This is a genomic window from Vibrio sp. 661 (genome assembly GCF_033339315.1).
GTDB classification, from domain to species: domain Bacteria; phylum Pseudomonadota; class Gammaproteobacteria; order Enterobacterales; family Vibrionaceae; genus Vibrio; species Vibrio alginolyticus.
Genome location: NZ_JAWOUJ010000012.1, coordinates 49419 through 72442 on the forward strand (window position 1 = coordinate 49419; position 23024 = coordinate 72442).

24 protein-coding genes and 1 pseudogene are annotated in these 23024 nt (G+C 44.4%); 19 read left to right on the plus strand and 6 right to left on the minus strand.

Annotation, left to right across the window (positions count from 1 at the left end):
• Positions 1–3 precede the first annotated feature (3 nt).
• The 4 genes and pseudogenes from R7P69_RS18065 to R7P69_RS18085 form a co-directional block, all read right to left on the minus strand.
• Positions 4–153, minus strand: coding sequence for a hypothetical protein (locus R7P69_RS18065; protein WP_193838005.1), 150 nt, complete (start codon positions 151–153; stop codon positions 4–6).
• A gap of 278 nt (positions 154–431) precedes the next feature.
• Positions 432–644 (minus strand): cold-shock protein, encoded by a 213-nt coding sequence (locus R7P69_RS18070; RefSeq protein ID WP_053307303.1) that lies wholly within the window; start codon positions 642–644, stop codon positions 432–434.
• Positions 645–2014: 1370 nt separating this feature from the next.
• Complete coding sequence (locus R7P69_RS18080; protein WP_033905380.1) at positions 2015–2686, minus strand: hypothetical protein; 672 nt, start codon at positions 2684–2686, stop codon at positions 2015–2017.
• 124 nt (positions 2687–2810) lie between these two features.
• Positions 2811–2978 (minus strand): annotated as a pseudogene (locus tag R7P69_RS18085) (IS481 family transposase); the annotation flags it as partial.
• A gap of 211 nt (positions 2979–3189) precedes the next feature.
• Between R7P69_RS18085 and R7P69_RS18090 the strand changes: the two are divergent.
• The gene (locus tag R7P69_RS18090; protein WP_213892699.1) at positions 3190–4863 is read left to right on the plus strand and encodes an amidohydrolase; all 1674 of its coding nucleotides are present in this window, start codon (positions 3190–3192) and stop codon (positions 4861–4863) included.
• 52 nt (positions 4864–4915) lie between these two features.
• Positions 4916–5326: a hypothetical protein gene (locus R7P69_RS18095; protein ID WP_017065034.1), complete on the plus strand. Its 411-nt coding sequence runs from the start codon at positions 4916–4918 to the stop codon at positions 5324–5326.
• A gap of 4 nt (positions 5327–5330) precedes the next feature.
• On the opposite strand, the gene R7P69_RS18100 is transcribed toward R7P69_RS18095, so the two are convergent.
• Positions 5331–6221 carry a LysR family transcriptional regulator gene (locus tag R7P69_RS18100; RefSeq protein ID WP_170890808.1) on the minus strand — a complete coding sequence of 297 codons (891 nt, stop codon included), beginning with the start codon at positions 6219–6221 and terminating at the stop codon, positions 5331–5333.
• A 547-nt stretch (positions 6222–6768) separates the two neighbouring features.
• Here R7P69_RS18100 and R7P69_RS18105 point away from each other — a divergent pair.
• The 15 genes from R7P69_RS18105 (at position 6769) to R7P69_RS18175 (ending at position 18187) form a co-directional block, all read left to right on the plus strand.
• Positions 6769–7308, plus strand: coding sequence for a hypothetical protein (locus R7P69_RS18105; protein ID WP_213892701.1), 540 nt, complete (start codon positions 6769–6771; stop codon positions 7306–7308).
• A 2-nt stretch (positions 7309–7310) separates the two neighbouring features.
• Entirely contained in the window at positions 7311–8072 is a 762-nt protein-coding gene (locus R7P69_RS18110; RefSeq protein WP_213892703.1) for a hypothetical protein, read from the plus strand.
• Entirely contained in the window at positions 8065–9042 is a 978-nt protein-coding gene (locus R7P69_RS18115) for a hypothetical protein (RefSeq protein WP_213892705.1), read from the plus strand. The genes R7P69_RS18110 and R7P69_RS18115 overlap by 8 nt, the downstream gene beginning before the upstream one ends.
• The gene (locus tag R7P69_RS18120) at positions 9039–9809 is read left to right on the plus strand and encodes a hypothetical protein (RefSeq protein WP_033905460.1); all 771 of its coding nucleotides are present in this window, start codon (positions 9039–9041) and stop codon (positions 9807–9809) included. Before R7P69_RS18115 ends, R7P69_RS18120 begins: the two co-directional genes overlap by 4 nt.
• A 6-nt stretch (positions 9810–9815) precedes the next feature.
• The gene (locus tag R7P69_RS18125; protein ID WP_033905459.1) at positions 9816–10100 is read left to right on the plus strand and encodes a PAAR domain-containing protein; all 285 of its coding nucleotides are present in this window, start codon (positions 9816–9818) and stop codon (positions 10098–10100) included.
• 9 nt (positions 10101–10109) lie between these two features.
• Entirely contained in the window at positions 10110–10865 is a 756-nt protein-coding gene (locus R7P69_RS18130) for a hypothetical protein (protein WP_033905458.1), read from the plus strand.
• Positions 10866–11077: 212 nt separating this feature from the next.
• Positions 11078–11257 carry a hypothetical protein gene (locus R7P69_RS18135; protein ID WP_146192901.1) on the plus strand — a complete coding sequence of 60 codons (180 nt, stop codon included), beginning with the start codon at positions 11078–11080 and terminating at the stop codon, positions 11255–11257.
• Positions 11258–11490: 233 nt separating this feature from the next.
• Complete coding sequence (locus R7P69_RS18140; RefSeq protein WP_050550060.1) at positions 11491–12042, plus strand: N-acetylmuramoyl-L-alanine amidase; 552 nt, start codon at positions 11491–11493, stop codon at positions 12040–12042.
• Positions 12042–12392 (plus strand): hypothetical protein, encoded by a 351-nt coding sequence (locus R7P69_RS18145; RefSeq protein ID WP_033905455.1) that lies wholly within the window; start codon positions 12042–12044, stop codon positions 12390–12392. Before R7P69_RS18140 ends, R7P69_RS18145 begins: the two co-directional genes overlap by 1 nt.
• 281 nt (positions 12393–12673) lie before the next feature.
• Entirely contained in the window at positions 12674–14323 is a 1650-nt protein-coding gene (locus R7P69_RS18150) for a hypothetical protein (protein WP_053307363.1), read from the plus strand.
• A gap of 46 nt (positions 14324–14369) precedes the next feature.
• Positions 14370–14801, plus strand: coding sequence for a DNA-directed RNA polymerase subunit alpha C-terminal domain-containing protein (locus tag R7P69_RS18155; RefSeq protein ID WP_054577210.1), 432 nt, complete (start codon positions 14370–14372; stop codon positions 14799–14801).
• Positions 14794–16368, plus strand: a complete 1575-nt coding sequence (locus R7P69_RS18160; RefSeq protein WP_225466628.1) for a hypothetical protein — start codon at positions 14794–14796, stop codon at positions 16366–16368. The genes R7P69_RS18155 and R7P69_RS18160 overlap by 8 nt, the downstream gene beginning before the upstream one ends.
• Before the next feature lie 21 nt (positions 16369–16389).
• The gene (locus R7P69_RS18165) at positions 16390–17058 is read left to right on the plus strand and encodes a hypothetical protein (RefSeq protein WP_104968932.1); all 669 of its coding nucleotides are present in this window, start codon (positions 16390–16392) and stop codon (positions 17056–17058) included.
• Between the two features lie 9 nt (positions 17059–17067).
• Positions 17068–17676, plus strand: coding sequence for a hypothetical protein (locus tag R7P69_RS18170; RefSeq protein ID WP_017635635.1), 609 nt, complete (start codon positions 17068–17070; stop codon positions 17674–17676).
• A gap of 13 nt (positions 17677–17689) precedes the next feature.
• On the plus strand, positions 17690–18187 hold the full coding sequence (locus tag R7P69_RS18175) for a hypothetical protein (RefSeq protein ID WP_042522736.1): 498 nt from the start codon (positions 17690–17692) through the stop codon (positions 18185–18187).
• Between the two features lie 65 nt (positions 18188–18252).
• On the opposite strand, the gene R7P69_RS18180 is transcribed toward R7P69_RS18175, so the two are convergent.
• The gene (locus tag R7P69_RS18180; protein WP_213869207.1) at positions 18253–19584 is read right to left on the minus strand and encodes a Fic family protein; all 1332 of its coding nucleotides are present in this window, start codon (positions 19582–19584) and stop codon (positions 18253–18255) included.
• A 539-nt stretch (positions 19585–20123) separates the two neighbouring features.
• On the opposite strand from R7P69_RS18180, the gene R7P69_RS18185 reads away from it, so the two are divergent.
• Both R7P69_RS18185 and R7P69_RS18190 read left to right on the plus strand, forming a co-directional pair.
• Positions 20124–21665, plus strand: a complete 1542-nt coding sequence (locus tag R7P69_RS18185; protein WP_158159331.1) for a type I restriction-modification system subunit M — start codon at positions 20124–20126, stop codon at positions 21663–21665.
• Positions 21655–22986, plus strand: a complete 1332-nt coding sequence (locus R7P69_RS18190) for a restriction endonuclease subunit S (RefSeq protein WP_158159330.1) — start codon at positions 21655–21657, stop codon at positions 22984–22986. The genes R7P69_RS18185 and R7P69_RS18190 overlap by 11 nt, the downstream gene beginning before the upstream one ends.
• Positions 22987–23024: the final 38 nt, after the last annotated feature.

The following is a 23024-nucleotide window of genomic DNA, read 5'->3' on the forward strand; positions in this document are numbered from 1 at the left end:
ACCTTATAAATCCCAAAGTTTCTTTTCTTCTCGTTCTAACAATATATCTTCAATTTTTTTTCTAATTTTATGAATACTATTATAATTATCATTTGTACTAGAGCTTTTATTTTTCATCATTCTTGAGTTACTCTTAATCGATGGTTTTTTCAAAGGATATCCTCCTTCTTTGATATGAGTACGAAAATGCCTCCAAAACCTCACGTATGAATCTTTGATTTTCAAGTTCAAAAAATGAAAATAGAGGTCAAAGAAGCTGGTATTTAACCTAGTAAGAGCATGGATTTTTAGTACATCATTGTTTACCTATTTTCTGGTAGCAGACCAAGAAATACCAATATTATTTTAGATTAGTTTTTAGAGTCATCGGGCTGATTATTAAAATTAAACAAAAAAGACCTCGACTAACGAAGAGATCTTTTAAATAACTCTTATACTAAAGTAACGTTGTCAGCTTGTGGGCCTTTGTTACCTTGTTCAACATTAAAAGAAACCTTTTGGCCTTCAGATAATGTTTTGAAACCTTCGTCAGAAATTGATCTGAAATGAACAAAAAGGTCAGCACCACCGTTATCTGGAGTGATGAATCCAAAACCTTTAGTTTCATTAAACCATTTTACTGATCCAGTTGTTTTATTTGACATAATATATCTCGATACATTGAATTAATAAAAAAGAAAGCTACTAAATAAGGAATGAAGAAAAAGGTATCGCAGGATAGATATGACGAACTTAATCGAATAAAAACTGAGAAGATCTTGAACTAAATGTATTATCAATAGCTCACTGTTTGAGCTTCGGATACTATACACTATGTGTACATAATAGATATGCATTTCTTGATATAAATTTTATTATGTATTAAATCAATCACTTAACGGAAAAATCATAGTGAAAAATGGTACGTCAGATTAAAATCTATGGTATCATTAGAGTAATTATTGCAAACAGATATTCGATACAACAATAAAGCCTGTTTTTAACTTTGAAAGAGGCATAAACAAGTCAACACGAACCTTATTGACTTAAAGGCAAAGAATGAATTGCAGAAGTCAATAGAGCTAGTAATTGGTGTACCATCATGCGCTACTTAGCGATAGTCTATCCAACATATGAGCACAAGAATCGAGTATTAAACTAGACTTTATTTGTCTGATTTTAAAGGAAATTATAGCAGTTCAACCGATGAGTGGACGACCATACATTCTTCGTTGGTTAAGTTTCTACTATTATCACACCTGTTAATAGGAATTTGGACAGTTTGTATGTGGATCAATAATGAAAACCTACCCCTGTGTATATTTGTTGAAAAGAAGAGCGCTGCGATTTGTTTAGCCGTAAATCACCTCTCAAGTAGACCCTAGATCTAACTTAGTAAAGTGTCTACTAAACGTGGAGCATTCGGGTTTATAACGCCGTGTTAAGTGGTGAGTAATGCAGACCACTAACCTAAAATACTGTGCCGTACACACTACAGCCAAAGCAAACGAAAAATGCTACACATTGCGAATCGCTCTTAAACAAGTTTGTTAGCATGTTGTTTCCGCAACAAACTCACTCACTTGAGAGCGTGTAATGAAGCGTACTTTAGTACCGTGAAAATCCTGAACAATTGTTGATGGAACTATCGTGAACTTTTGGATTCTCGCACCGAGTATTCAAAAAACCATTTCAATCATTCACGAAAACTCTTCTCCCCCAGTTCTTCATTAAATTGCTTAAAGCTCTCCGAACCATGAGCATAAAGAGAACTTTCATACTCAGACTATTCCATATTCCAAATAACAACATCTCAGCAGAAAAAAACAAGCTGTTCAGCTAATGTTGAGAGTTTCTTCCATTCGATCAAAGTTGAAGCGATCCAATACGAACCGCTCAGATATGAGACAAGGTAAACGGCCTTTGAGTACATTACGGTTGATTATAATCTGACGAAAAGACAGAGTGCTTAAACCCAGTTGACACTGAACAGCAAAATATCGCTTGATGAAGTGCCCAGTCTGACTGTGGCAGTTCAGGGGTAAAGTAGGCCATCAATATTAACGCGATACTTATAAGATAAGAAAAAATTATATTCTTCCAATTGTGAGGTACCACTTTGGGTAACAGGACTAAAGTTGTAAACCGAGATAACATGATTTCCTTTATTTGCTTCCAGGTAGACACCGACCGCAAGCCCTACTTCATCCATGCTTACTTGTTTTTTCTTACTGTAATCGGGATGTGTCACATCTGTGATCTGATAATCCCCCTTGAGCTTTAAATACCCAAGTCCCAATCCTGTTCCTAACTTTACATTCCATTCATTACGGTTGTGCCGGTTAAAGTGGTAAAAGAGGACCGGTACACCCGATAGGGCGTAGCCCGATATGGATGTTCCCAAATCAATGCCAGTATCATTCCCGCCGACTTCTTGCTTATCAACTTTGAATATACTCCAATCAAATTGTAATTGAACACCAACGTTAGAATCTTTGCTAAAATAGTACTCGTCCGACAGGAGTGATACCGTCGGATAATACTTTATGTCGCTGGTCATGCGGGCAATTGTTTTTTCGTTATCCTTGGACTCTTGAATATCGATACTATTCATTGTGGCTTGTATGCCTATAGCGACTTCAGCGGCCAAGAGTTCGGATGAAAATAAGGAAGCGACAAAGGCAATAATTGACAGAACTGTTTTCAACAAAAAAACCATAATCAGGAATAATAGAAGGAAAGTAACAGCTAGCACTGTAGTGATCAACTAAACTGTAATAGTTCAGACATGATCTGACAGTTACCCACTTTTCGATTCAGTACCTGTCAAATTACGTCTGGGCTAAATTCTTTTTAGCCCAGATTGATTTCCCATCCTCTAATGTTTCTATTGGCATTCTGCCACAGCACATTTTTCCTTGATAAGTACGATGATTGTTGTAGTCCATCCATTCGTCCAGATCTTTTTGTAACTCCTCCATCGAACCATACAGTTTTTTCTAAACGTTATTTGGACAATACTTTGTTAGATTAATTGCTTTAACAAGAGTGCAATATATAAGAATAAGTAACTTGAAATCTGATTTGTGCAGACTATCCCAAGATTCTAATACTCACTATTTTTCATCTATTTTTTGACTACTGTAGACTTTCTTCAAACCACCTACTTCCTATACTCACAGATATTGTGGGACATTAAAGGATCAATATATGAACCGAGTTTACTCACTTGCATTAATAGCGAGCTTAACCATGAGTCCAATTTCTCTTGCTGCTGAACAAGCGGATGTGATTATCACTAACGCCAAGATTTACGGTTACGACGATGCAGATGCTATCGCGATTTACGATGGTAATATTTTGTATGTTGGTAATACACCCGAAGTCAATGCCTATCGGACCTCGACAACTAACATTATCAATGTTGAACAAGCTTTTGTGATGCCGGGTTTTATCGATAACCACAACCATGTGTTTGAAGCGGCTTCGGAGGCAGGGGGCAATTGTGAGCTGAATATGGATGCTTCACTGGAAGAGCAGACCCCCTATCTAAAAGCGTGTCGTAAGCAAGCTAAGTCGAACGAATGGCTAATGGGTTATGGCTTTTCTCTTGATGCAATCCTAAGTGAAGACAACCGTTATACACCTTTAGAAGTGATTGACCGTATTTTCCCGGATCAACCAGTGGTGATTATGGAGCAGACTTCCCATTCCATGTGGGTGAATTCAGCAGCCCTTAAGCAAGCAGGCATCTCCAAATACTCCCAAGAACCGCAAGGCGGCAAGATTCTTAAAGACGATGAAACTGGAGAACTCAATGGCATTTTGCTTGATAATGCGGGCGATATTGTTATGGAGATAGCATGGAACAGCTTAGAGAGCCAATTTGATCAAAGTTACGAAGGCTTAATGGCAGGCCTTGAAGAAGCGGCCGCTCATGGTATAACCACAATTGGTGACGGTCGATTATATTGGAAACGTGGCTGGTATGAAGTGTGGAAACAAGCTGAAGAAAAAGGAAACTTAACGGCTCGTGTATCGCTTCGCCCGTGGATTTACCCGGCCGACTCCATGGAACCCCAGCTTACATTTTTAAAGAAAATTCAATCCAGCGACAAATCTCGTTTGCTACTGGTGGATCAGGTGAAAATGTATAGCGATGGTATTTTCATTAACGGAACTGCAAAAACACTGGCTCCGTATCTAGACACCTATATTCCTGACGAGCCATACGGCATCAACTATATTCCACCGCAGCAAATGAAAATCTGGCTTGATGAGTTAAATCAAATTGGTTATAGCGCTCATATTCATGCTATAGGTGATGGAGGTATTCGTGAGTCACTGAATGCTATCGAATATGTTCGCAGTCAAGGCGCAGATAAACCTTATACACTAACTCATGTGGAGCTGGTGAACTCAAAAGATGTCCCGCGTTTTGCCAAGCTGAATGTAACGGCAGATTTTCAGGTTGGCTCTGATTATGTGGCTTACCATGATCACAAATGGGCAGAAGTTTTTCTTGGTGCTAAACGCACCAGAGCCATGATGAACCTGAAAGCCATCTTTGATACAGGGGCTAACGTCTCCTTGAGTAGTGACTGGAATGTGCATGATATCAATCCGTTAGTTGGTATCGCCAATAGCCTTAAAATGGGTAAAACGGGATTGCCGGATATTCATTCAGCGATTGATGCGTACACAACCAACGCCGCAGAAAGTTTGGGAATCAGTGATATTACAGGTTCGATAGAAGTCGGAAAATCAGCAGACTTTGCCATTTTGGAACATGATATTACCCGCTTGCGGGTAGGTGAGATTGCCGACACTAAGATCTTAATGACAATGTTACAGGGTGATATAGTTTTCGACTCAGAAGAGTAACTAAAAAGGTGCAGGATGTTTCCGGCACCTTATTTTTTCCACGGAGGTAAGAGTGCTACGTAAACGTTTCTATATTGAAGTGAGCCTGAAACAACTAATACTGCTGGTGATCCTTGTCCCGGTACTGTTTAGCTGCACCTTCGATAGCATGCGCGATATGGAACATGGTAATCAGTCGGCGATTTTAGCCGTTATTGGGCTCATGATGGCTGCTGGTATTATTGGCGTGTTTGAAGCGACATACCAGAAAACTCAGCTTGCTAATCAGATTCAGCGAATTCTGGTTCACTTCACTAAGCTACTTCTCTTTACTGGTATTTCTGAGCTTATGATCTTGGCGATAGCGGCTATTGGCACCACATCAACGGTATGGGACGATCCATTGCTATGGGCGCTATTACCTATTTACGCCTCCCTGTATATCTATGATTGGTGGGATGCGCTTATCGCAGCGTCTGACTAATTCGCTACTTGTATTGGTGTTTCTGGGGCAGAAGATGGTAGTGTTTAAAGGCTTTAATTACCATACTCCCACCCTCAGAAAGGGTTAGTCCGTTGCGCCAACACAGCTCAACTTTTCGGTCAATGCCAGAGAGTTCGAAGTCGCAATTGAGAGCAACCAGTAGGTCGTTTTCGATTTGCGTGCTAACACACTCCTCTGGTAAAAACGCAAATCCCTTATTGTGTTTGAGCATAGCTATGAGGGGATCGATATCTGAGAACACACAGTAACACGGGCTAAAACCATCGTTGTCTTCGCTACTTACTTCACCCCATACTAACTCGCGGTATTCACTCAAGTCCTTACTGGTAACGTGAGATAACTGAGCCAGTGGATGGTCAGGACTACAGACTAGAATTTCTCTATAGTACCCTAGACGGCAATAATCGAAATGCTTGTGATGAATAGTTTCCGACTCATGGGTAATTATGACGTCTACATGACCATCGCCTAAGTCTTGCTCCAGTTGGGTTCTTTCATCGCGATAGACCTCAACACTCAAATGGGGTAAATCTAAAACAGAGGCTAGAGGTTGCGTAAACACAATGTCAGGGATGTAGTTTTCAATCCCTATGGTCAGTACAGTCGGCTCATTTTGCATAAGCATTTCAGCACCTTGGACAAACTTATCAAGGTGGCTCAGTGTATGAGTAAGATGGGGAAGTAAACGTTCCCCGTCTTTACTCAAAGTGGTTTTATTTCCTGTTCGGTCAAAGAAGTTAACCCCTAGATCGATTTCCAGATCAGAAATCCATTGACTAACCTGAGATTGCTTTTTACCCAGTTTACGTGCCGCGGCAGAAATCGATCCAGTTTCTACGGCTAATAACAGTGCTTTTAGATGAAGTGTGTTCATAGACCAATACTTAGAGTTGATGGTGCTTTGACTAATTCCTGTATGTATTCAATGCGTGACTCATTTCTTGAGATCTCAGCTCAGCCAAATTACACAATAAGTCCTTGTTCTTTCTCAATTAAGACATATGTAGAATTAATAATTCTACTCGAAGATAAAAAAATATTAATAGAAAATTCTCCGCGCCCACCTATCTTGAATTACTATGCTCAGCGCGTAGCACCCGAAAAACAAGCCCTATTCGAAGAAAGCATACCGTTCTAACCCAAAAAAGAATGTATTAAAGACATATATGAAAAAAGATAAAGTAAATCACCAATAACATTTTTAAACTAAGCAAACACTCTAAATTGTTTTGGGGCAGTAATGAGTTAACCAAATTGTGCCCCCTAATTACCTTGAATTGTACAGATAAACATTACCATAAAGTTCGCCTGAGCTAGAATCCAAAGAAACGTTACAAGACAGTGACGTAATCGAGCTTTAACGTTAATATTAGCCCTACTCCACCCCATCCTTAAAGCGCCGCTCCAATCATGGAGTGGGCATGACATTACAGACTAGCCGAAAGCAAGTTCCAGTCAGTGCAAAGCGCCTGAGAAAACTGACACCTAACTGGTCATACGCGAACAACATTCTTAACTTTGGTTGCGGTAAGTTTCCAGACCTAACAGAAGAATACCTTACTAACTACCACAAGCAGAGCATGACGGTCACTCACTTTGACCCGAACTCAAAAACCAAAGGCGTAGTGAACAATATTGCCGAAATTGACAGCTCAAAGCGCCGTTTTTGCGTCATGTTGTGTGCGAACGTACTTAACATGTACAAAGATCTTGATGCAGCGATCGCAGACATGGCCAAGATTGATTTTGATTGCGCGGTCATCCAAATCTATGAGGGCAACCGTTCCGGTAAAGGCCGTAAAACGCGAGACGGCTACCAACGCAATGAGCCTGTATCGGCTTACCTACCTATCCTAACGAGCAACTTCCACAAGTTCGATGTGACCTTACACCGAAGCGATAAGTGCATCACTATCGTTAAAGGCCGTAAGTATTACGAGCTGGACGATTTGGAGGACTAATCATGCAACTGGATGAGACGTTCTTTGAAATCCCATGCGATGTAGTGACATTCGATGGCAAGGTGGAACACACAGAGTTAACCGACATTGACCGTGCGGTGGCTGCCTTTTTCCAGAACGTGCTTGATTCTTTACTTGTGACTGACACTAAACGGCGAGAGAACAGTGAGTTTTCTCGCTTTGTTGGCCGTGATAAGTCGAGAAAGATTTATTATGGCAACTTTACCGATCCAGTGTCATTCCTATCTAAGTTAACAGCCAAATTAGGCGGCAAGGTGAAAGCAAACCGTAATGAGCTTTTGCCTGTTTGCTATATCACGCGCGATCCGGTGATTGGGTTTGTTGATGGCGCGGAGTACGTCGATATTGCTGACTATGGCGAACTGGCCAATGAACAAGGCCAGCCTTATGCCGTGATTAATAAGTCCTTTGTCGCGCTTACCTACCGCATTAATGCCCTAACTTGGAACCAGTCTACCCTTAGCCGCCTAGCGCTAGGTTTAATGGTTTGGCTACGTCATACCAAGGGCAAGCGTAAGCATGTATTCAGAGCGAAAACCATGCTCGCGGGTACTGAAATGGAAATCAGCATCGAGATACGTGGCCGTAAAGATGCGATGACCGAACCCGCCGAAGTAGACCATGAAAATACTCGCCTGTTTGCTTCCTCAATCTCTTTTGAAGTGATTGCAGAGGTTTATGAGGCCGAGTCGATCACTGTCCGTCGGGGCGCGATTGGTATGGGAGGCCGAGTCATTGAGTAATAAAGAATACTTTCTCGCCCAAAAAGTTGTCACCAACGAAAATGACATCCCTATCGAGCACATTCATTCGTTTACCTACATTGAGTGTGCTTCGATGGACGGCAACAAGCTAGTTATGGAAATCATGGATCAGGCTGCCGTTTATCGGGATGACTACGGGATTAAGCGCGGTTCAGAGATCGAGGTCACGATGGCCGATGTGAACGAGCGAGGCGATCAGGTTTGGATTGAAAAATTCATTGTGGCCAAGTCCACCAGCGCTGACGGTATGCTTACCGTTCAAGCATTCCAAAAGGATGCGCACCTACTTAAAGAGCCAGTCACAACGCCTCGATTCTTTGTTGAAATGCAGCCTAAAGACATTCTGGCCGAGCTGTTACCCGAGCTAAAAATCGAATGTGACAGCTTTGAGCGTGGCGCTACGTACCATTTAAATGCTGGTGGTACTAAGTCTCGCTTAATTCGAACAATGGCCAGAGATTACGGCTCAGTGGCGTTTATCTGCCGTGGTGTTATGCACTTTAAGTCGCTCAAGAACATGGATATGAGCGAGCAATTCAAGCTGGAACAGTCGAATCCAGAGGAAGCAGAGCACAGCATTGCGAACTACTCCATTATCGGAGAGGAAGCCCTGTTTGAGCGCGTTCTTAACCGTAACTATGCCTCGTGGGATACCGTCGAGGGCTTCCAAGGTGGCCAACGTTCGGGCGCTATGGTCATGGTCAGCGTTCCACAAGCCAAGGCGCTGAATAATCAACACATGGCCATCATCCCTATTTTGGATGTGGAGCTCACCGGAAATACCGCCTTTGCGCCTCTTTCAGTGTGCTCAGTGTTATTCCATAAACGGCTACCCGCTACCGAGCTGGATGAGTCCATGCCAGAGAAACAAATCATGAACCGTGTCGCCCATTGCCAACGTGGGAACCGGTATCAGTGTCGTATCGAGTTGGGAGTACGCAACCTATGAGCGATTCGTCAGAGAACAGAACACGCACCAACGTCACTAACCGCTTGTTTGGTAGCTATCAGGCCGAGGTGGTCAATCCTGTCCATCCGAAAGGCTTGTACATGGTATCCGTTCGCTTGCTTGGTTATTGGGATGCAATCCCCGATAAGGATTTACCTTTTGCCGAGTTTCTACTGCCATTAGGTGCAAAACCGAGTGGTGGCCATGCAGTGCCAGTGGAAAAAGGGGATCTGGTTTGGGTGGATTTTCCTCGTAATGGTGATACCCGTTATCCCCGTATTACCGGATCGCTTTACTACGCGCCTAACTATGAGTCGTACCTACCAAGCGAGGTGAACGGAGAAGCCTATCAGCCTAAACGAGCCGAGGGTGAACCCGAGCCACCAGCCTATGACCGCAAAGATGCGCTCTTTGTGCGATTTGGTTTGCGCGAGCTCATCACGCATCAAGGCGGCTACTCAGTAACGCATACCCAAAGCGGCACGGCCATTGAAATCACACCAGATGGCCAATGTGTTATCCACGTCGAGGGCAATGCGTTTCGCAGCTCAACAGGGAACACATTGGAGCAAATCGGAGGCGCACTAACTATCAAAGTGAAAGGCGATGCGAACATCGAAGCGGGTGGTAATGCAACCGTAAAAGCCTCCGGTAAAGCCAACCTAGAGGGCAATGAAGTGACCATTAAAGCGAGTGGTAACGTCAATATCGATGCTGGTGGCCAGTTCGCTGTTAAGGCTGCCGCAGCTCCATTTACATTAGGGTAATGCACTATGCCAGCCGTAGGAATTGTAGGGAGTGTGGATAGTGGTCATGGTGGCTTTAGTCCAGGTGTTTTTGTTTCTGGCCAGCCACTACTGACCGTGAATGGAATCAATGTATTAGGTACGGGCGATATATCCGTCATGCACGTAAAACCAGATAACCCGCCGCACGTAGGCGTTATTACTGGTAGTTCAAAACTTACTGTTAATGGCGTTCCGGTCGCCGTGGTAGGCGATGCCCTTGGGTGTGGCGCTACGCTGGTAAACGGTAACGACTTGGTGACGATTGATTGAGGCAATTTGATGTTAGACACACAAGAGCAAATCGAACAGTTTCGCCAGTTTTTAGACGTAGGCGGCCTTAAGGAAGCGGAGAACCTTACCCGAGGCAAATCCCTTAAGGTGAAGTGTGAAAGTTTGTCAGGGAAGCTATCAGGCTGCGTGAGCGAGGATATTGAGGACTACCAAGGCGCATCGCAGTTAGTGGTAACGCTTAAGGGTTTGAATGACTCAGTGAGCGCAACGGTGGCCACGTTAACGCAATGGAATGAGCACCTAGTGTTGATCACCGATCCAACCGACCTCGAACAAGTGTCTATTGGTGTGAACATCAAACACAAGGTTGATGGTACAGAGGACAACGTACCCGCTCCGAGTATCTTGCCAATTACCAGCAAGGAAGAACTGAAAGCGCTTGAGGCAGTGATCAACGGTCTTTCCGGCCATGTGGATGCAGCCGTATCTCTTATGGCGCAAATCAATACTGCATTAACGCCACCAACAAGCGGCAGTGAGTCAGATAACGGTGCAACCTTACCGCCACCAGACTTGCCGCCGGAACTAGAAAACCAAGCGAATGCGCTAAACGAGATCATGTCTCCCCTTGCTGGTGGCGTGACCAGCTCAAGCACGGTGATTGACGCAATGATCATTGCGTCGAAAGAGGAACGCACCTTAGCGTTAGGCTACTTCACTAAGGCGATTTCATTTACCATTTGTAGCAACCAGACGAAAAAAACGAGCATCAAAGACGCGACAGCGGAGGTATTTAGACTGTAGAATGTTTTTGTTGATAATCTCTTTCCTATTCGCACTAGAAAAAAGACAAAATGAGTTATTCAGTTTATTTAAACGCATATGAACTATGCGGATTAATGTCGCTTATCATCGTACTAGCAATTAACCTATTTAGAACTCGAAACGAGCTTAAATCCACCAAGGCGCGACTATCCTTTGTGATACGCAAAAGCCTCAGTGTTGAGGGAGAGTACATGTACGATGGGTGCAGAATGAACGTGATATTTGATGCGGTGCGATACAGCGGAAATCAGTTTTACTTGATGCGTAAAGATCAGGTGATGGCCAGCTTCCACGTAGAACCCTATCGAGTTAATCCTGTTCTTGATTACTTCAAATCAAACAAGATAGAGCCCGTTCAAAACCGACCATAATCCAAGCAAAGCCAGCGTTCGCGCTGGTTTTTTTCTAAATTGCAGGCAAAAAAAAGCCGCGAGGTAAGTGTTCGCGGCGCAAGAAGCTATTACAAAGGTTAAAAATGAAGTTTCAACGTTAGTTGACACCAGTCGATTGGGATGCCGATCTGGTAAAGCAAATATATTTCCTATTCCGAACATAGTCAATACCTAAGTACATATTAGTTAAGCTAAGTTTGGGAATTTATAAAATGAAAAAAGTCTGTATTGTTGTTGGCCATAGTTTTAAAGATGGCGGCGCTTACAACGAAACATTCGGAATGAATGAGTATGGCTATAATCATCCCCTAGCCAGCTTATTGGCCGCCGAGCTACATAAGCGAGACATTCTTCCAGTGATCATGTATCGAGACACCTACTCACGGATGATCGGTGATGTGAACGAATCGGGCGCTGACTATGCCATCGAGTTACATTGTAACAGCGTGGCCAATAAGTCAGTTCAAGGTTCAGAGACATTGCATTGGCATAAGTCGGACAAGAGTCAAGCACTTGCTCAGCGCCTACAAAAAGCGGTGGCTGGACTTATCGGACAGCGTGATCGTGGCCTTAAGCCTATCTCGAACACTGGTACTGATACTCGCGGTTGGCGTTTCTTGATGAAAACCAAAATGCCAGCCGTGATTTTGGAGCCGTTCTTTTTGTCTAACGACGAGTCGTTACAAAAGGGATTGGGACTGCGCGAAAAGCTAGCCGTAGCACTGGCAGAAGCGTTCGCAGAACACATTAAAGAGAGCAACTAATGATGGGACTAGCAAAAGTGTTTACAAGTAGTCTATTTAATAGCGCCACCAGCGAGAAAGTAGGTGGCATTATCCACGAACTGACCGAGTTTGGTGATCGTGTGTTTACCAGTGACGAAGAACGCAAAGAGTTTGCCTACAAACTGGCAGAGCTTGAAGCGGCCAGCTCTAACACATTGGTACGTACTGGACGCGCCGCGATGATATGGAGCATCGCGCTGGTGGTCGTTTATCAACTCATTGTTCGTGACTTTTTGGCCGTTTTCTATGGTGTTGACCTTCCATGCTTAGAGACTGACACACAAGAGCTACTAAGCAACGTGTTCGGCTTTTTGGCAGGAACCCTATAACAACTGAAAATTTTTTAAATTTTTTTAGATGCCCTTTCCTATCCCCTTTTCTCTCAAAAAAGATGCACGATCAACGACATAGAAATCCCCTGTCGTTACCATTCCCACAAAAGCACACAAAAAGAAATAAATTCATTATATAACAATAATTTAAATGCAATTTTACCCCTATTTTTTTCGCAATAAATCTTAACTACTATCCGAAATTGAGCGAATTTTTACCGCTTTCCTGCGGCTTAACTATTCCGAACACACTCAATTAATAACTAAGGTTTATTTACATGGCAGATAAACGTTCTAACTTCAACAAACGCATTGAGGCGATTCATTTAGGCGCTCAAGCAATGCATAATCTGTGTGTCGAATCCCAATTCGATTCACAAACAGGCATATTTCTAACTGACGACGATTCTCGTGGCGCGGCTATTTTGTCAGCCATTGCGAATGAGCCTATGTTCGAGTCAGTGTCTCAAGAAACAGCGGTTAGCATCGTATCAGGCATGCAGTCTGCGGTGCGTGAATACGAAAATACTTACGGCCACCTACCTAGCGATGAGCTAATGGCATCAGCTCACGCAACTATGCGTAACATGATGATGCTAGAGGGTGCTAAGCGTGATGGCTCAACAGGCGCAATGATGCTTGAGTCGATCGGTCAATCTCTATCAACATCTGAGGGTGTTGAAATCCGTGCGAAGATGGTTGGCCTAGTGCTTCCAGTTCTTCTTGAGACAGCAACACTTGACGCTGTAACGATGATCCCTGCGGGCGCTAACGAAGTTGAGATCTTCAAAGTGTACCGCCGCACTGGTTCAAACTTCGGTGACTTCGCAGCGGGTACTGAGATCGACCAAGCAACGGTTGGCCAATACTCATCAATGCGTCAACGTTACAAGTTCGCAGACGAACAACAGCCTGACGGTACTAAGACAACTCACGTCTTTGACTCTAAGACTGACCTACAACACACCAAGTTTGAAATCCCATTCACGAAGACATCTGTTTCCCTATTTATTAACCATAAACGTGTGGCTCGCGACCTAGACAGCAACGGTAGTCAAATAATGACAGGTACTCACAATGGTATGGTTATTAACTGTCAGATAGACCATGCAAAAGGCAAAGTTACCGTCACTCCAACATCAGCCCTACCAGCAGGGACGGTTCTGCACATCGAGTTCGAAGTAGACATTGAAAGACGCCCTGACCTTATCCCAACGATCGACCATGATATGGACTCTCGTATACTGCGCCCACGTCAAAACGCAATCGCAGCAGACGCGACTATTCAAGCGATGTTCACAATGCAACGCGAGTTTGGCCAAGATCTGAAATCTCTACAGATGAGCCACATGCGCAACACATTGGCATCGGAAAAAGCGACTCGCCACCTAGTAGATATGGACTTTGCTTGTACGCGCGAAGAAACATTCAATATCTACGTAGCGGCTGGTGAAGATTGGCGTCTACATCGTGAACGTCTAAACGAAGTTCTTCTAAACGTTTCTACGAAGATCCTACAAGCGACTCGCACAACTGGCATGACAGGTATCTTTGCTGGTACTGGCGCGTCAACAATCCTTAAGTCACTAGGTGCTCCATATTTCGTAGCTCCGGCTAACTACCAACAGAAAAACGCTATCCACTACGCAGGTAAGTTGTTCGGCATGTGGAAAGTGTTCGAGTGTCCGGTAGTGATCGGTACGAACGACATGCTTTGTTACGGTCGCGGTTCTTCTCACTCAGAAGCGGGCTACGTAGCAGGTGATGCAATCGCAGCAACCATGTACACGCATCCAATCGGTAAAGGTCTAGTAGCGTCTAACACGCTATACGAACTGGCCTACGGCGAAATCCATCCATTCGACGGAGAAGACTACTTCTACCGCGTGAAACTTATCGATGAAGCTCCTGTAGCAGCAGCGGCATAAGGCAAGTAAGCGGCAGTCTTACGGGCTGCCGCTCTTGGGGGATTCGATGAAAGAAACGATCGTTTTAATCACCAACCACACACCAAAGGAAATCACGGTTCAGGGTCGCGTTATGCCGCCACTGGCCAAAGATTTCCCTCTCTCAGTTTTCAACGTGAACCGCTTCAAACACGAAGTGGAAGCGGCCTATCCAAACGGCCTCGTTTCGGTTCGCCTTGAGCCAACGGTTCTACCAGAAGTTCAAACGAAACCAGACACAGCCACCAGCGACAAAGGCACAGCGCTATCCGCGCTTGAGCTTAGCGCGAGCGTTGAAAAAGCACTGATTAACCACGGTGTGACAACGGTTGAGCAACTAACCGAAATGACGAAAGACAACGTGATTGCGGTGAAAGGTATTGCTCAAGCGGGTTTGCAAGAAATTGTAGACCAGCTTGCAGCACAGGATCTAACGCTGAAAGAGACAGAAGATGAGTAAGATTGAATTTTCAATGGATAACGTCTCACAAGTTGCGGTTTCGCCAATTAACGTTGACTCGACAACTAAGCAAGGCACTGGCTCTAACCAGCTAGTGTTTGGCGGTGTGATTGTGTCTCAAAAAGGTAAGCCGTTCGAAGTGATTCCGGTAACGGCGGCTAACTTCCTAGACAAGCTAGGTAAGCCTTACCACTCAAGCCTTGGCAAATTGGCTGACGGCATGCGCGTTCTTGATGAAGCCTTGCGCGGCGGTAATGGCCTTGTGGTTCGTGTCGTACCAAAAACGGCAACCTATCCAGCTATCAAGCTAACCAAACCAGCAGACGAAGTGACGATCACTAACGAAGCGATCAACTACTCGGCTGACCTGTCACTTGAAGATGGCGAATTTTTAGCGATCGCTATCAAAGACGGTGCGCAATCCGATAACCGCTCTATCACGCTTGCGAAAGCAGACGAAGCGACTTACGGCGCTGGCATGTTCACTCTTACCCTAGAGGAAGAACAGGCGGCTGGTGGCTCTGTAGTGCTAGAAGAATGGGTTGTATCCCTAGAGCCTACAGCAGTAGACCAAATGGGTAGCGCTGCGTTTATCGAGACTGTTCTTGAAGAACGTTCGCAGTACCTAACTTGTCGCATCGATGCAGAAGTAGCGAAACGCGAAGTTACTACAATTGCGAAAACCAAATTCACAGGCGCGACCAACGGCAATATTAGCGACATTACGGCTGACGATTACCAGAAAGCAGTGAAAGCACTACGCACTACCGTTTACAGCTATAACTACGTTTGTGGTTTGGGCTGCTACGAAACAGCGGTAATCACTGACCTAGCGCAAATCTGTAAAGACAAACGCATTTCTGGCTACTTCGATATTGATCCTCGCCTAACGCACGAAGCGGCATTGGAGTTCAAAAAAGGTCTGAACTTCAACAACCATCGCGCTTCATTCGTGCATATGCCTTACCTCGCTAAGTGTCGTTTCTACGGCAACATGGCGGTATGGGGCGGCTCGGGTATCGGCTTTGCAGCTAAAGCGCTTGGTGTTGCTAAAACCTCTCCAGTCGGCGGTTGGCACTACACACCAGCAGGTGTTGAGCGTGCTGTTATTCAGCGTACTAGCCTAAAACCAATCCAAGGTGCTGGCGAGCCTAACTACCAAGAAATGTACAAGGCACGTCTAAACAAACTAGGCACAGACGAAAACGGCAACCTATTCATTGATGACTCTCTAACGTCATCTGCGGCTGAAAACTACCTACGTTTTGAGCAAATCGTGTCTATTGCTGACGCTATCTCACGCGACTTCTACGCACTAGGTAATCGCCTAAAACACCAACCTGACGGTGCAACGCTTGAGGGGCTAACTGACGGTATGGCCAGCATCCTAGAGGGCTATGAAGCCGTTGGTGCGCTAGTGACACCTCGTAATCCAGATCAAGACGGCGAAAGCGCTTGGACACTGGAAATCAAGCAAGTCGAAATCGACTACTGGAAAGTCACTTGGTCGTTCTGTCCAACTGGCTCCGCACGTCGAATCCTTGGTGAACCTGTACTAATCCGTTAATGAACAAAGAGCAAGAATAGAATGAAATCAATGTTTTCTGAGGGTTCTGTTCTTGCTCGCCCATTTGTGATGCCACAAGTGGCCGAGCAGGAACAAACTGAAACTGCATTTTTTGAGTCTGTAACAGAAGACCAACTTCTTGAGTCAATCAACCGTGCATCAACCATCATTGCTCGCCAAGACGCAGCAGCGGCTTGTGTTCAGTGGGTTAATGGTGGTGACAGCTCAATCGACAACCTAGACGCAATGCTATTTGGCATGGCTGGTGGCGATGACGATACCGAGCTAACCGATGGCCAAGCAGCGCTCTACGAATCGCTACAGGAAGCGGCTAGTGAGTTTATTGCTCAAGTTGGCCAGCCTAAAGATGGCGACATGCGAGAGGCACTGGAAGATCCAGAAGCGGCAGATCGCATCTTTGAATCCCTAGAGCGTGGCCTAGACAACGTGGACTCAGACGAAGCGATCGCAGAGTTCGCCGTTCGTGAATCAATGATGCTCGAAGCGCTTAAGAAAGTGATCCGTGACGGCAAGGTAACTTACATCAAAACCAATCGCCGTAAGCGCCGTATGAGTGCAGCACAAAAAGCAGCACTTAAGAAAGCGCGCGCGAAAGCTCACAGCTCAGCGGCTAAAGCAGCTCGCAAAAAGTCTAACCGCATGCGCGATTCTCGCGGTATGGACAAGTAAGGGTAAGCAATGGCTGTAATTGTCGGCGTACCTAATGATGATGGCGTATCTATCCACAATAAATGCGCCATTACACAAGTCATAGGCGGTCAAGAGGTTACGGTCATTGGTTACATGACTGATGAGTGTCAGCTTGCCTTTAGAGCGATATGGGAAGCGCCGTTTGAGGGCGATTCCGTGGGTAACATCAATGCCCTAGATAAAACGTCCTCAGTCGCGCAAACCGTGTCGGATAAGACGAGTAAGACACTATGGAACAGTCAACAAGTTTGGCAAGGAAACGAACCGCCAGAAATCACAGCAACGCTGAAATTTGTCGCGTTCACCAATGCCAAATCAGAGGTTAATGATCCCATTAAATACCTGGCTCAGATGATAAGTCCCGAGCTGCAAAATACTGTTCCAGTCAGTTCCGATGGCCTTGGTGGCCGTGTTCCAAGTGATGCGAGATTCAAGATTGGCAAAGCGCTCAATCTACCTATGCGTATTAGCGAGGTGAGTTATGACATTAACGCACCTAAGACGCGAGACGGGAATTTCGCTTACAATACGGTAACTATTACTGCCGCTCCTAAGCAAATGATTAATCAGTCACAGATTCCGAATCACTTCCAATAGAATAGGTGTAATTATGGCCGGAGCATTTAACGCAAAAGGCGATATGAATTTCTTAAAACAGAAATTCACTAAGAACGTCCAAGCTGGCGAAAAGATGATGGGTACAGAGTTCGAGATGAAAATCGAAGAATACCCTAATCTTAGCGTTTTGGTGCGTTCTACTCAGTTTCCAGCAATGGGTCGTGCAGACGTAGAAGATTTTGGCCAAATGGGCTTGGGCTACATCCAAAATGGTGCGCTTGAGAACAAAGGCGAAATCGCGGTGACGTGCGTAGAAACGATCACAGGTACAGTGCTAGAAATGCTACGTGAGATCGTTCGTGAAAAGAAAATGGTCACTGTCGTTATCGAGTCTACGCCTGAATCAACTAAGGGTAAGGGTGCAACCTCGCATCGATTCCGCTTGGAGCACGTAAAAGTACGTTCAGACGTGATCGACCTATCGACAGAAGATTCAGCAGCACTTGTTAAGCCAGCTATCACACTGCAATACAACTGGGTAGATTTCTAATCGCCAACCAGTCCTATTCTATTCCCTACAAAAAGGCCGCCAGTTTGGCGGCTTTTTTGATGCTCTTAAGCTTTGGTTAGCCTATCTTTCAAGTCGGCTGGTGCAATGTAGGTATTCTCGTTGCCATCCTTTGATTTGAACAGCAATTTCAGCTCCACCAGCTTCTCAAGATACTTGCGCGCAGAGGTATGAGACACGTCAAAATCAGACTGGATTTCCTTAACAGAAAAGACACGTCCGGCTGTTTCTAATCCCTTGGCCAGAATCACAATGTGCGGCAGTTTCAACACGCTCTTAAGCTTGGACTCGTCTAGCAGCTCGCGCACCTCTCTCGTATCTTCAATCTTAGATTTGATGTACTCGTTAAAGCGCTCAATCGCATTGATGATGACCGTTAGCTGGTAGTCCACAAAGTGCGTTAAGTCATTGTCGTCCGTTTCGGTGTAAACGTAGCTTCTAATGTACTTGGTTGGCGCGCTCTTAAGTGGTGCAGAGATCGAGACGTACTTAAAGTTCTCATAACCACGCTTAAGGATGAACCAGTAGAAAAGCGCCCTAGCCGTTCTCCCGTTGCCGTCCATGAATGGGTGAATGTAGCCAATCATAAAGTGCAGAATACAAGCCTTAACGATTGGGTTAATAAAATTGGTGCTGGTGGTATGGTCGGTGTTGGCGAAGTCACATAGTTGCTCAATGAGCTTCAAAACGTGCTCATGTTCTGGCGCTTCATGAATAATATCGCCAGTGGCCACGTCCCTAACCATGACTGCATCCGTTCTGTATTGGCCAGCAACGTGCTCATTCTCTAACACTCCATCGGTGGCGATGCCATTAAACCCGCTAATCAATTCTGGTGTGAGCTCTACATCCTTAAGTTCATCGGCCATCATGATCAAACGCCAGTTATTGATAATCATCCGTTCGGAGTCATCTTGCGGCTCACGTTCTGTTTCAAGCATTTCCTTGGCCACCTTGCGCGTTGTGGCCGCTCCCTCCAATTGAGCGCTGCTAATGGCTTCTTCCATAATCACGCTTTTCACTAGGTGTGCCTTTTTATCTTGAGCAGATAGCGACAAATCTTCTAGTTTAAGCTGTTTATCGATGCGGAATAGCTTAGCGTCGAGACTGGCGGCACTAAGCTGGAACGGATTGCCCTTTTCATCAACAAGCGAAATGTCGTTAAGGCCACGTCTGATTTTTAGGGCATGCCAAGCGTAGCTCTTTTGGTCGCCTTTAAACTCTTTTGAACGGTACTGGAAGTCATTCCAGTGCAAGTAATTACCGCTACTATCAAACCCGTATTTAATTGGGTCTAGCTTGTCGATTAGCTCTACTACTTTAATAAAATCAGTAGGTTTTGCTGGTGGGAGGCTAACCCCCGCAATCTTTTTGCTCATGCCGTGAAACTTTTTCAAAATGTTTAATGAATCCAGTATTACACACAGGCAGCGGGAGTCAATCGCTTATCTATCTGGTAGTTACAAGGGGTGCAATGCTTTGCTGAATACTTTCAATAATACAGTTGTCCCCTTAACTTCCATCCCAATCGATCAATATTCTCTGCCAGTGATCAACAACTGTCGGTAGACAGTAAAGTTCAAAACCTTTCGAATAGTTGGCTTTTCAGGAAGTCACTCTCAAATTCACTTCGTAACACTTCTAAGTGCCCCATTATCATTTTCGAATGAAACTACCTATGTTTGGATAGGATAAATTTTCGATTAGTCTTACTAATGATAAATGATGTACTTAGAGCCAGCTAAGTTAGTTCTTTTTAATCATCCCTATCAAGAGGATGGATACAGTATCCCAGCGCCATAGTTTGAAACTCTTTGAGTAGTTACTTTTTCATTCTGGTTTGCCTTGTAAATGGCGTATAAAAGTAGGGTTTGGTATGATAATTGATTAATACCAAATTACGATGAGAACAAGAAAAATGGTTAGAAATGTTGGCGATAAAGCTTTTTTTGAAACGCTATGGGAATCAGCCGTGGCGTTGCGTGGTGCGTTGCAACCATCAGAATACAAACACCCTGTACTGGCACTTCTTTTCTTTAAGTACGTAAGTGACTCTTTTGGCGAGTTCCGCAGCGATGCTCAAGAATGGATTAAAGACGAAGACCACGAGTTCTTCGAAATGGATATCGACGATCCTGATCTGTATGAAGCAGCAAACATCTTCTGGGTTCCAGAAGTGGCTCGTTGGGAATATCTTGTAGCCAATGCAAAACAGCCAAACTTTGCGAAGATTTTGGATGATGCCTCTAAGGCAATCGAAGATAACAACCCTGATCTAAAAGGCATGCTTTACCGTGGGTTTGGTCTACTCAAAATCCCATCAAGCAAACTGGGTGAGCTAGTTGACCTGCTTGGCACTCTGAGCTTTAACAACAAAGAGCATCGCTCTGCTGATGTTCTAGGTATGGCGTATGAATTCTTCCTGGGTAAATTTGCTCTTGCAGAAGGTTCAGATGCAGGTGCCTTCTTCACATGTGAGTCCATCGTAAAAACTCTTGTTGAAATCATCGCTCCGACGCGAGGTATTCTATACGAGCCAGCGATTGGTTCTGGCGGCATGGTTGCATGGTCTGAAAAGTTCATGGAAAGCCATGGTGGTGAGCGCGGTGACATCAGCGTTTACGGCCAAGAATACACATACACCACATGGAAGATGGCAGCGATGAACCTGCTTATCCGTGGTATCGATTTCGATTTGGGGGCTGAGAATGCCGATACACTTCTGAACGATTTACATAAAGATGTTCGTGCAGATTACATCCTGGCGAACCCGCCGTTCAACCAAGAGAAATGGGGCGCAAGCAAAGTAGCAAATGATGTTCGTTGGAAGTGGGGAACGCCAACAGATAGCAACGCTAACTATGCTTGGATCCAACACATGCTTTACCACCTAAATGATACTGGTCGTGCAGGTGTGGTCATGGCGAATGGTGCCATGACATCTACAGCGAATACTGAAGGTGACATTCGTAAGGCCATCATTGAAGATGATCTGGTTGAGTGTATGGTTGCTCTACCGCCGAAGCTATTCATTAACACTCAGATTCCTTCATGTCTGTTTATCTTCAACAAGAACAAGAAGCGTAAAGGTGAAACTCTCTTCATCGATGCTCGTCATCTGGGCCGTCTAGAGTCTCGTGCACAAAGAGTTTTCGATCAAGAACATGTCGATGAGATCGCTCAAACCTACCACGCATGGGCTAAAACAGAATTTTCTGTAAAGTCTTATGTAGATATCCCTGGTTTCTGTAAATCAGCCACATTGAAAGATATAGAATCAGCGCACTTTAACCTATCTCCTGGTAGATATGTGGGAGCCGCTGAAGTAGAAGAAGATGAAGCGTCATACCAAGAGGATATGGCAACACTAACAGAGCAACTTTCAGCGCAGATAGCTACATCAATTACTCTTGATAAAAGAATTGCCAAATCTCTTGAGGAGGTTGGCTATGAAATCTGAATGCGGGAAAAAAGTAAAGCTAAGTGAATTAATAACGATCAAGCATGGCTATGCTTTCAAAGGCTCTTCCATGGTTGATTACCCTACATCAGAAATACTGGTTACTCCTGGCAACTTTGCAATTGGTGGAGGCTTTAAATCATCAAAATTGAAGTTTCATTCAGGAGATATACCTGAAGGTTATCAGCTCTCTCCTGGTCAGCTAGTAGTCACCATGACTGACTTGAGTAAAGATAGTGACACCCTTGGCTATTCTGCATTAATTCCTGACGACGGTTTTACCTATTTGCATAACCAGCGAATTGGATTAGTTGATATCAAAGATGAGAAACAAATAGACAAGCTGTTCCTTTATTTTCTGATGAGAACACCATCATATAGACATGAAGTATTAGCCTCATCTACAGGGACAAGCGTAAAGCATACCTCCCCAACAAAAATTATGGACTACGCTGTTAATCTTCCACCAATCAACATACAAAAAAAAATTGCTGGCTATCTTTATGATCTTGAATTAAAAATAAACAACAACAAAGCCATGAACCAGACCTTAGAAAAGCTCGCCCAGCGCATCTTTAAGTCTTGGTTTATCGATTTTGATCCAGTGAAGGCGAACAAGGAAGGTCTGCCTTTCGATGGTTTGTCGCCTGAAATCCAAGCTTTGTTCCCAAGCGAGTTTGAAGATTCTGAGCTGGGGATGATTCCGAAGGGGTGGGAAGTAACTCCGCTTTCAAAAGTAGTGAAACTGACTGGAGGTGGAACGCCTAAGCGTTCTGAACCTAGTTATTGGAACGGTGAAATACCTTGGTTTTCAATGAAAGATGCTCCAGAAAATGGAGAGGTTTTTGTTATTGATACTGAAGAGAAAATTACTGAACTTGGCTTGCAAAAATCTTCGACAAAGCTACTTCCTCGCGGAACTACAATTATCACCGCTCGTGGTACTGTTGGTAAGCTTGCCTTAGTTGCAACCGATATGTGTATGAATCAATCTTGCTATGGGGTAAGAGGAACTGAAGTAGGTGATTACTTTAATTACTTCAACCTCAAACAAGCGATTTCGACATTAAAGCAAAATGTTCATGGTGCTGTTTTTGATACGATTACGACTAACACCTTTGACACTTACTCTTTTGCATTCAGTGGAAGCGAAATAGCCAATGCATACAATGAGCTAATAGCCCCTCTACTTGAAAAGAGCGAAATAAATGCTCGACAGAACATTACGTTAACGAGACTACGTGACAGGCTATTGCCGAAGTTGGTCTCTGGTCAAATTTCTGTAGGTGAAGTAGCACAGGAGCTTGCAGAAGCGGTATAACTGGAAGTCCGAGCCCTGCATTGGGGTTCGGACTGGCT

What these genes read in the sequence shown, in the direction of transcription:
- R7P69_RS18135 (WP_146192901.1), top strand. Translation starts at nt 11,078, where the DNA reads ATGTACGATGGGTGCAGAATGAACGTGATATTTGATGCGGTGCGATAC.
- R7P69_RS18155 (WP_054577210.1), top strand. Translation starts at nt 14,370, where the DNA reads ATGAAAGAAACGATCGTTTTAATCACCAACCACACACCAAAGGAAATC.
- R7P69_RS18150 (WP_053307363.1), top strand. Translation starts at nt 12,674, where the DNA reads ATGGCAGATAAACGTTCTAACTTCAACAAACGCATTGAGGCGATTCAT.
- R7P69_RS18125 (WP_033905459.1), top strand. Translation starts at nt 9,816, where the DNA reads ATGCCAGCCGTAGGAATTGTAGGGAGTGTGGATAGTGGTCATGGTGGC.
- R7P69_RS18120 (WP_033905460.1), top strand. Translation starts at nt 9,039, where the DNA reads ATGAGCGATTCGTCAGAGAACAGAACACGCACCAACGTCACTAACCGC.
- R7P69_RS18185 (WP_158159331.1), top strand. Translation starts at nt 20,124, where the DNA reads ATGGTTAGAAATGTTGGCGATAAAGCTTTTTTTGAAACGCTATGGGAA.
- R7P69_RS18165 (WP_104968932.1), top strand. Translation starts at nt 16,390, where the DNA reads ATGAAATCAATGTTTTCTGAGGGTTCTGTTCTTGCTCGCCCATTTGTG.
- R7P69_RS18130 (WP_033905458.1), top strand. Translation starts at nt 10,110, where the DNA reads ATGTTAGACACACAAGAGCAAATCGAACAGTTTCGCCAGTTTTTAGAC.
- R7P69_RS18100 (WP_170890808.1), bottom strand. Translation starts at nt 6,221, where the DNA reads ATGAACACACTTCATCTAAAAGCACTGTTATTAGCCGTAGAAACTGGA.
- R7P69_RS18170 (WP_017635635.1), top strand. Translation starts at nt 17,068, where the DNA reads ATGGCTGTAATTGTCGGCGTACCTAATGATGATGGCGTATCTATCCAC.
- R7P69_RS18110 (WP_213892703.1), top strand. Translation starts at nt 7,311, where the DNA reads ATGCAACTGGATGAGACGTTCTTTGAAATCCCATGCGATGTAGTGACA.
- R7P69_RS18090 (WP_213892699.1), top strand. Translation starts at nt 3,190, where the DNA reads ATGAACCGAGTTTACTCACTTGCATTAATAGCGAGCTTAACCATGAGT.
- R7P69_RS18105 (WP_213892701.1), top strand. Translation starts at nt 6,769, where the DNA reads ATGACATTACAGACTAGCCGAAAGCAAGTTCCAGTCAGTGCAAAGCGC.
- R7P69_RS18160 (WP_225466628.1), top strand. Translation starts at nt 14,794, where the DNA reads ATGAGTAAGATTGAATTTTCAATGGATAACGTCTCACAAGTTGCGGTT.
- R7P69_RS18190 (WP_158159330.1), top strand. Translation starts at nt 21,655, where the DNA reads ATGAAATCTGAATGCGGGAAAAAAGTAAAGCTAAGTGAATTAATAACG.
- R7P69_RS18180 (WP_213869207.1), bottom strand. Translation starts at nt 19,584, where the DNA reads ATGAGCAAAAAGATTGCGGGGGTTAGCCTCCCACCAGCAAAACCTACT.
- R7P69_RS18070 (WP_053307303.1), bottom strand. Translation starts at nt 644, where the DNA reads ATGTCAAATAAAACAACTGGATCAGTAAAATGGTTTAATGAAACTAAA.
- R7P69_RS18145 (WP_033905455.1), top strand. Translation starts at nt 12,042, where the DNA reads ATGATGGGACTAGCAAAAGTGTTTACAAGTAGTCTATTTAATAGCGCC.
- R7P69_RS18175 (WP_042522736.1), top strand. Translation starts at nt 17,690, where the DNA reads ATGGCCGGAGCATTTAACGCAAAAGGCGATATGAATTTCTTAAAACAG.
- R7P69_RS18140 (WP_050550060.1), top strand. Translation starts at nt 11,491, where the DNA reads ATGAAAAAAGTCTGTATTGTTGTTGGCCATAGTTTTAAAGATGGCGGC.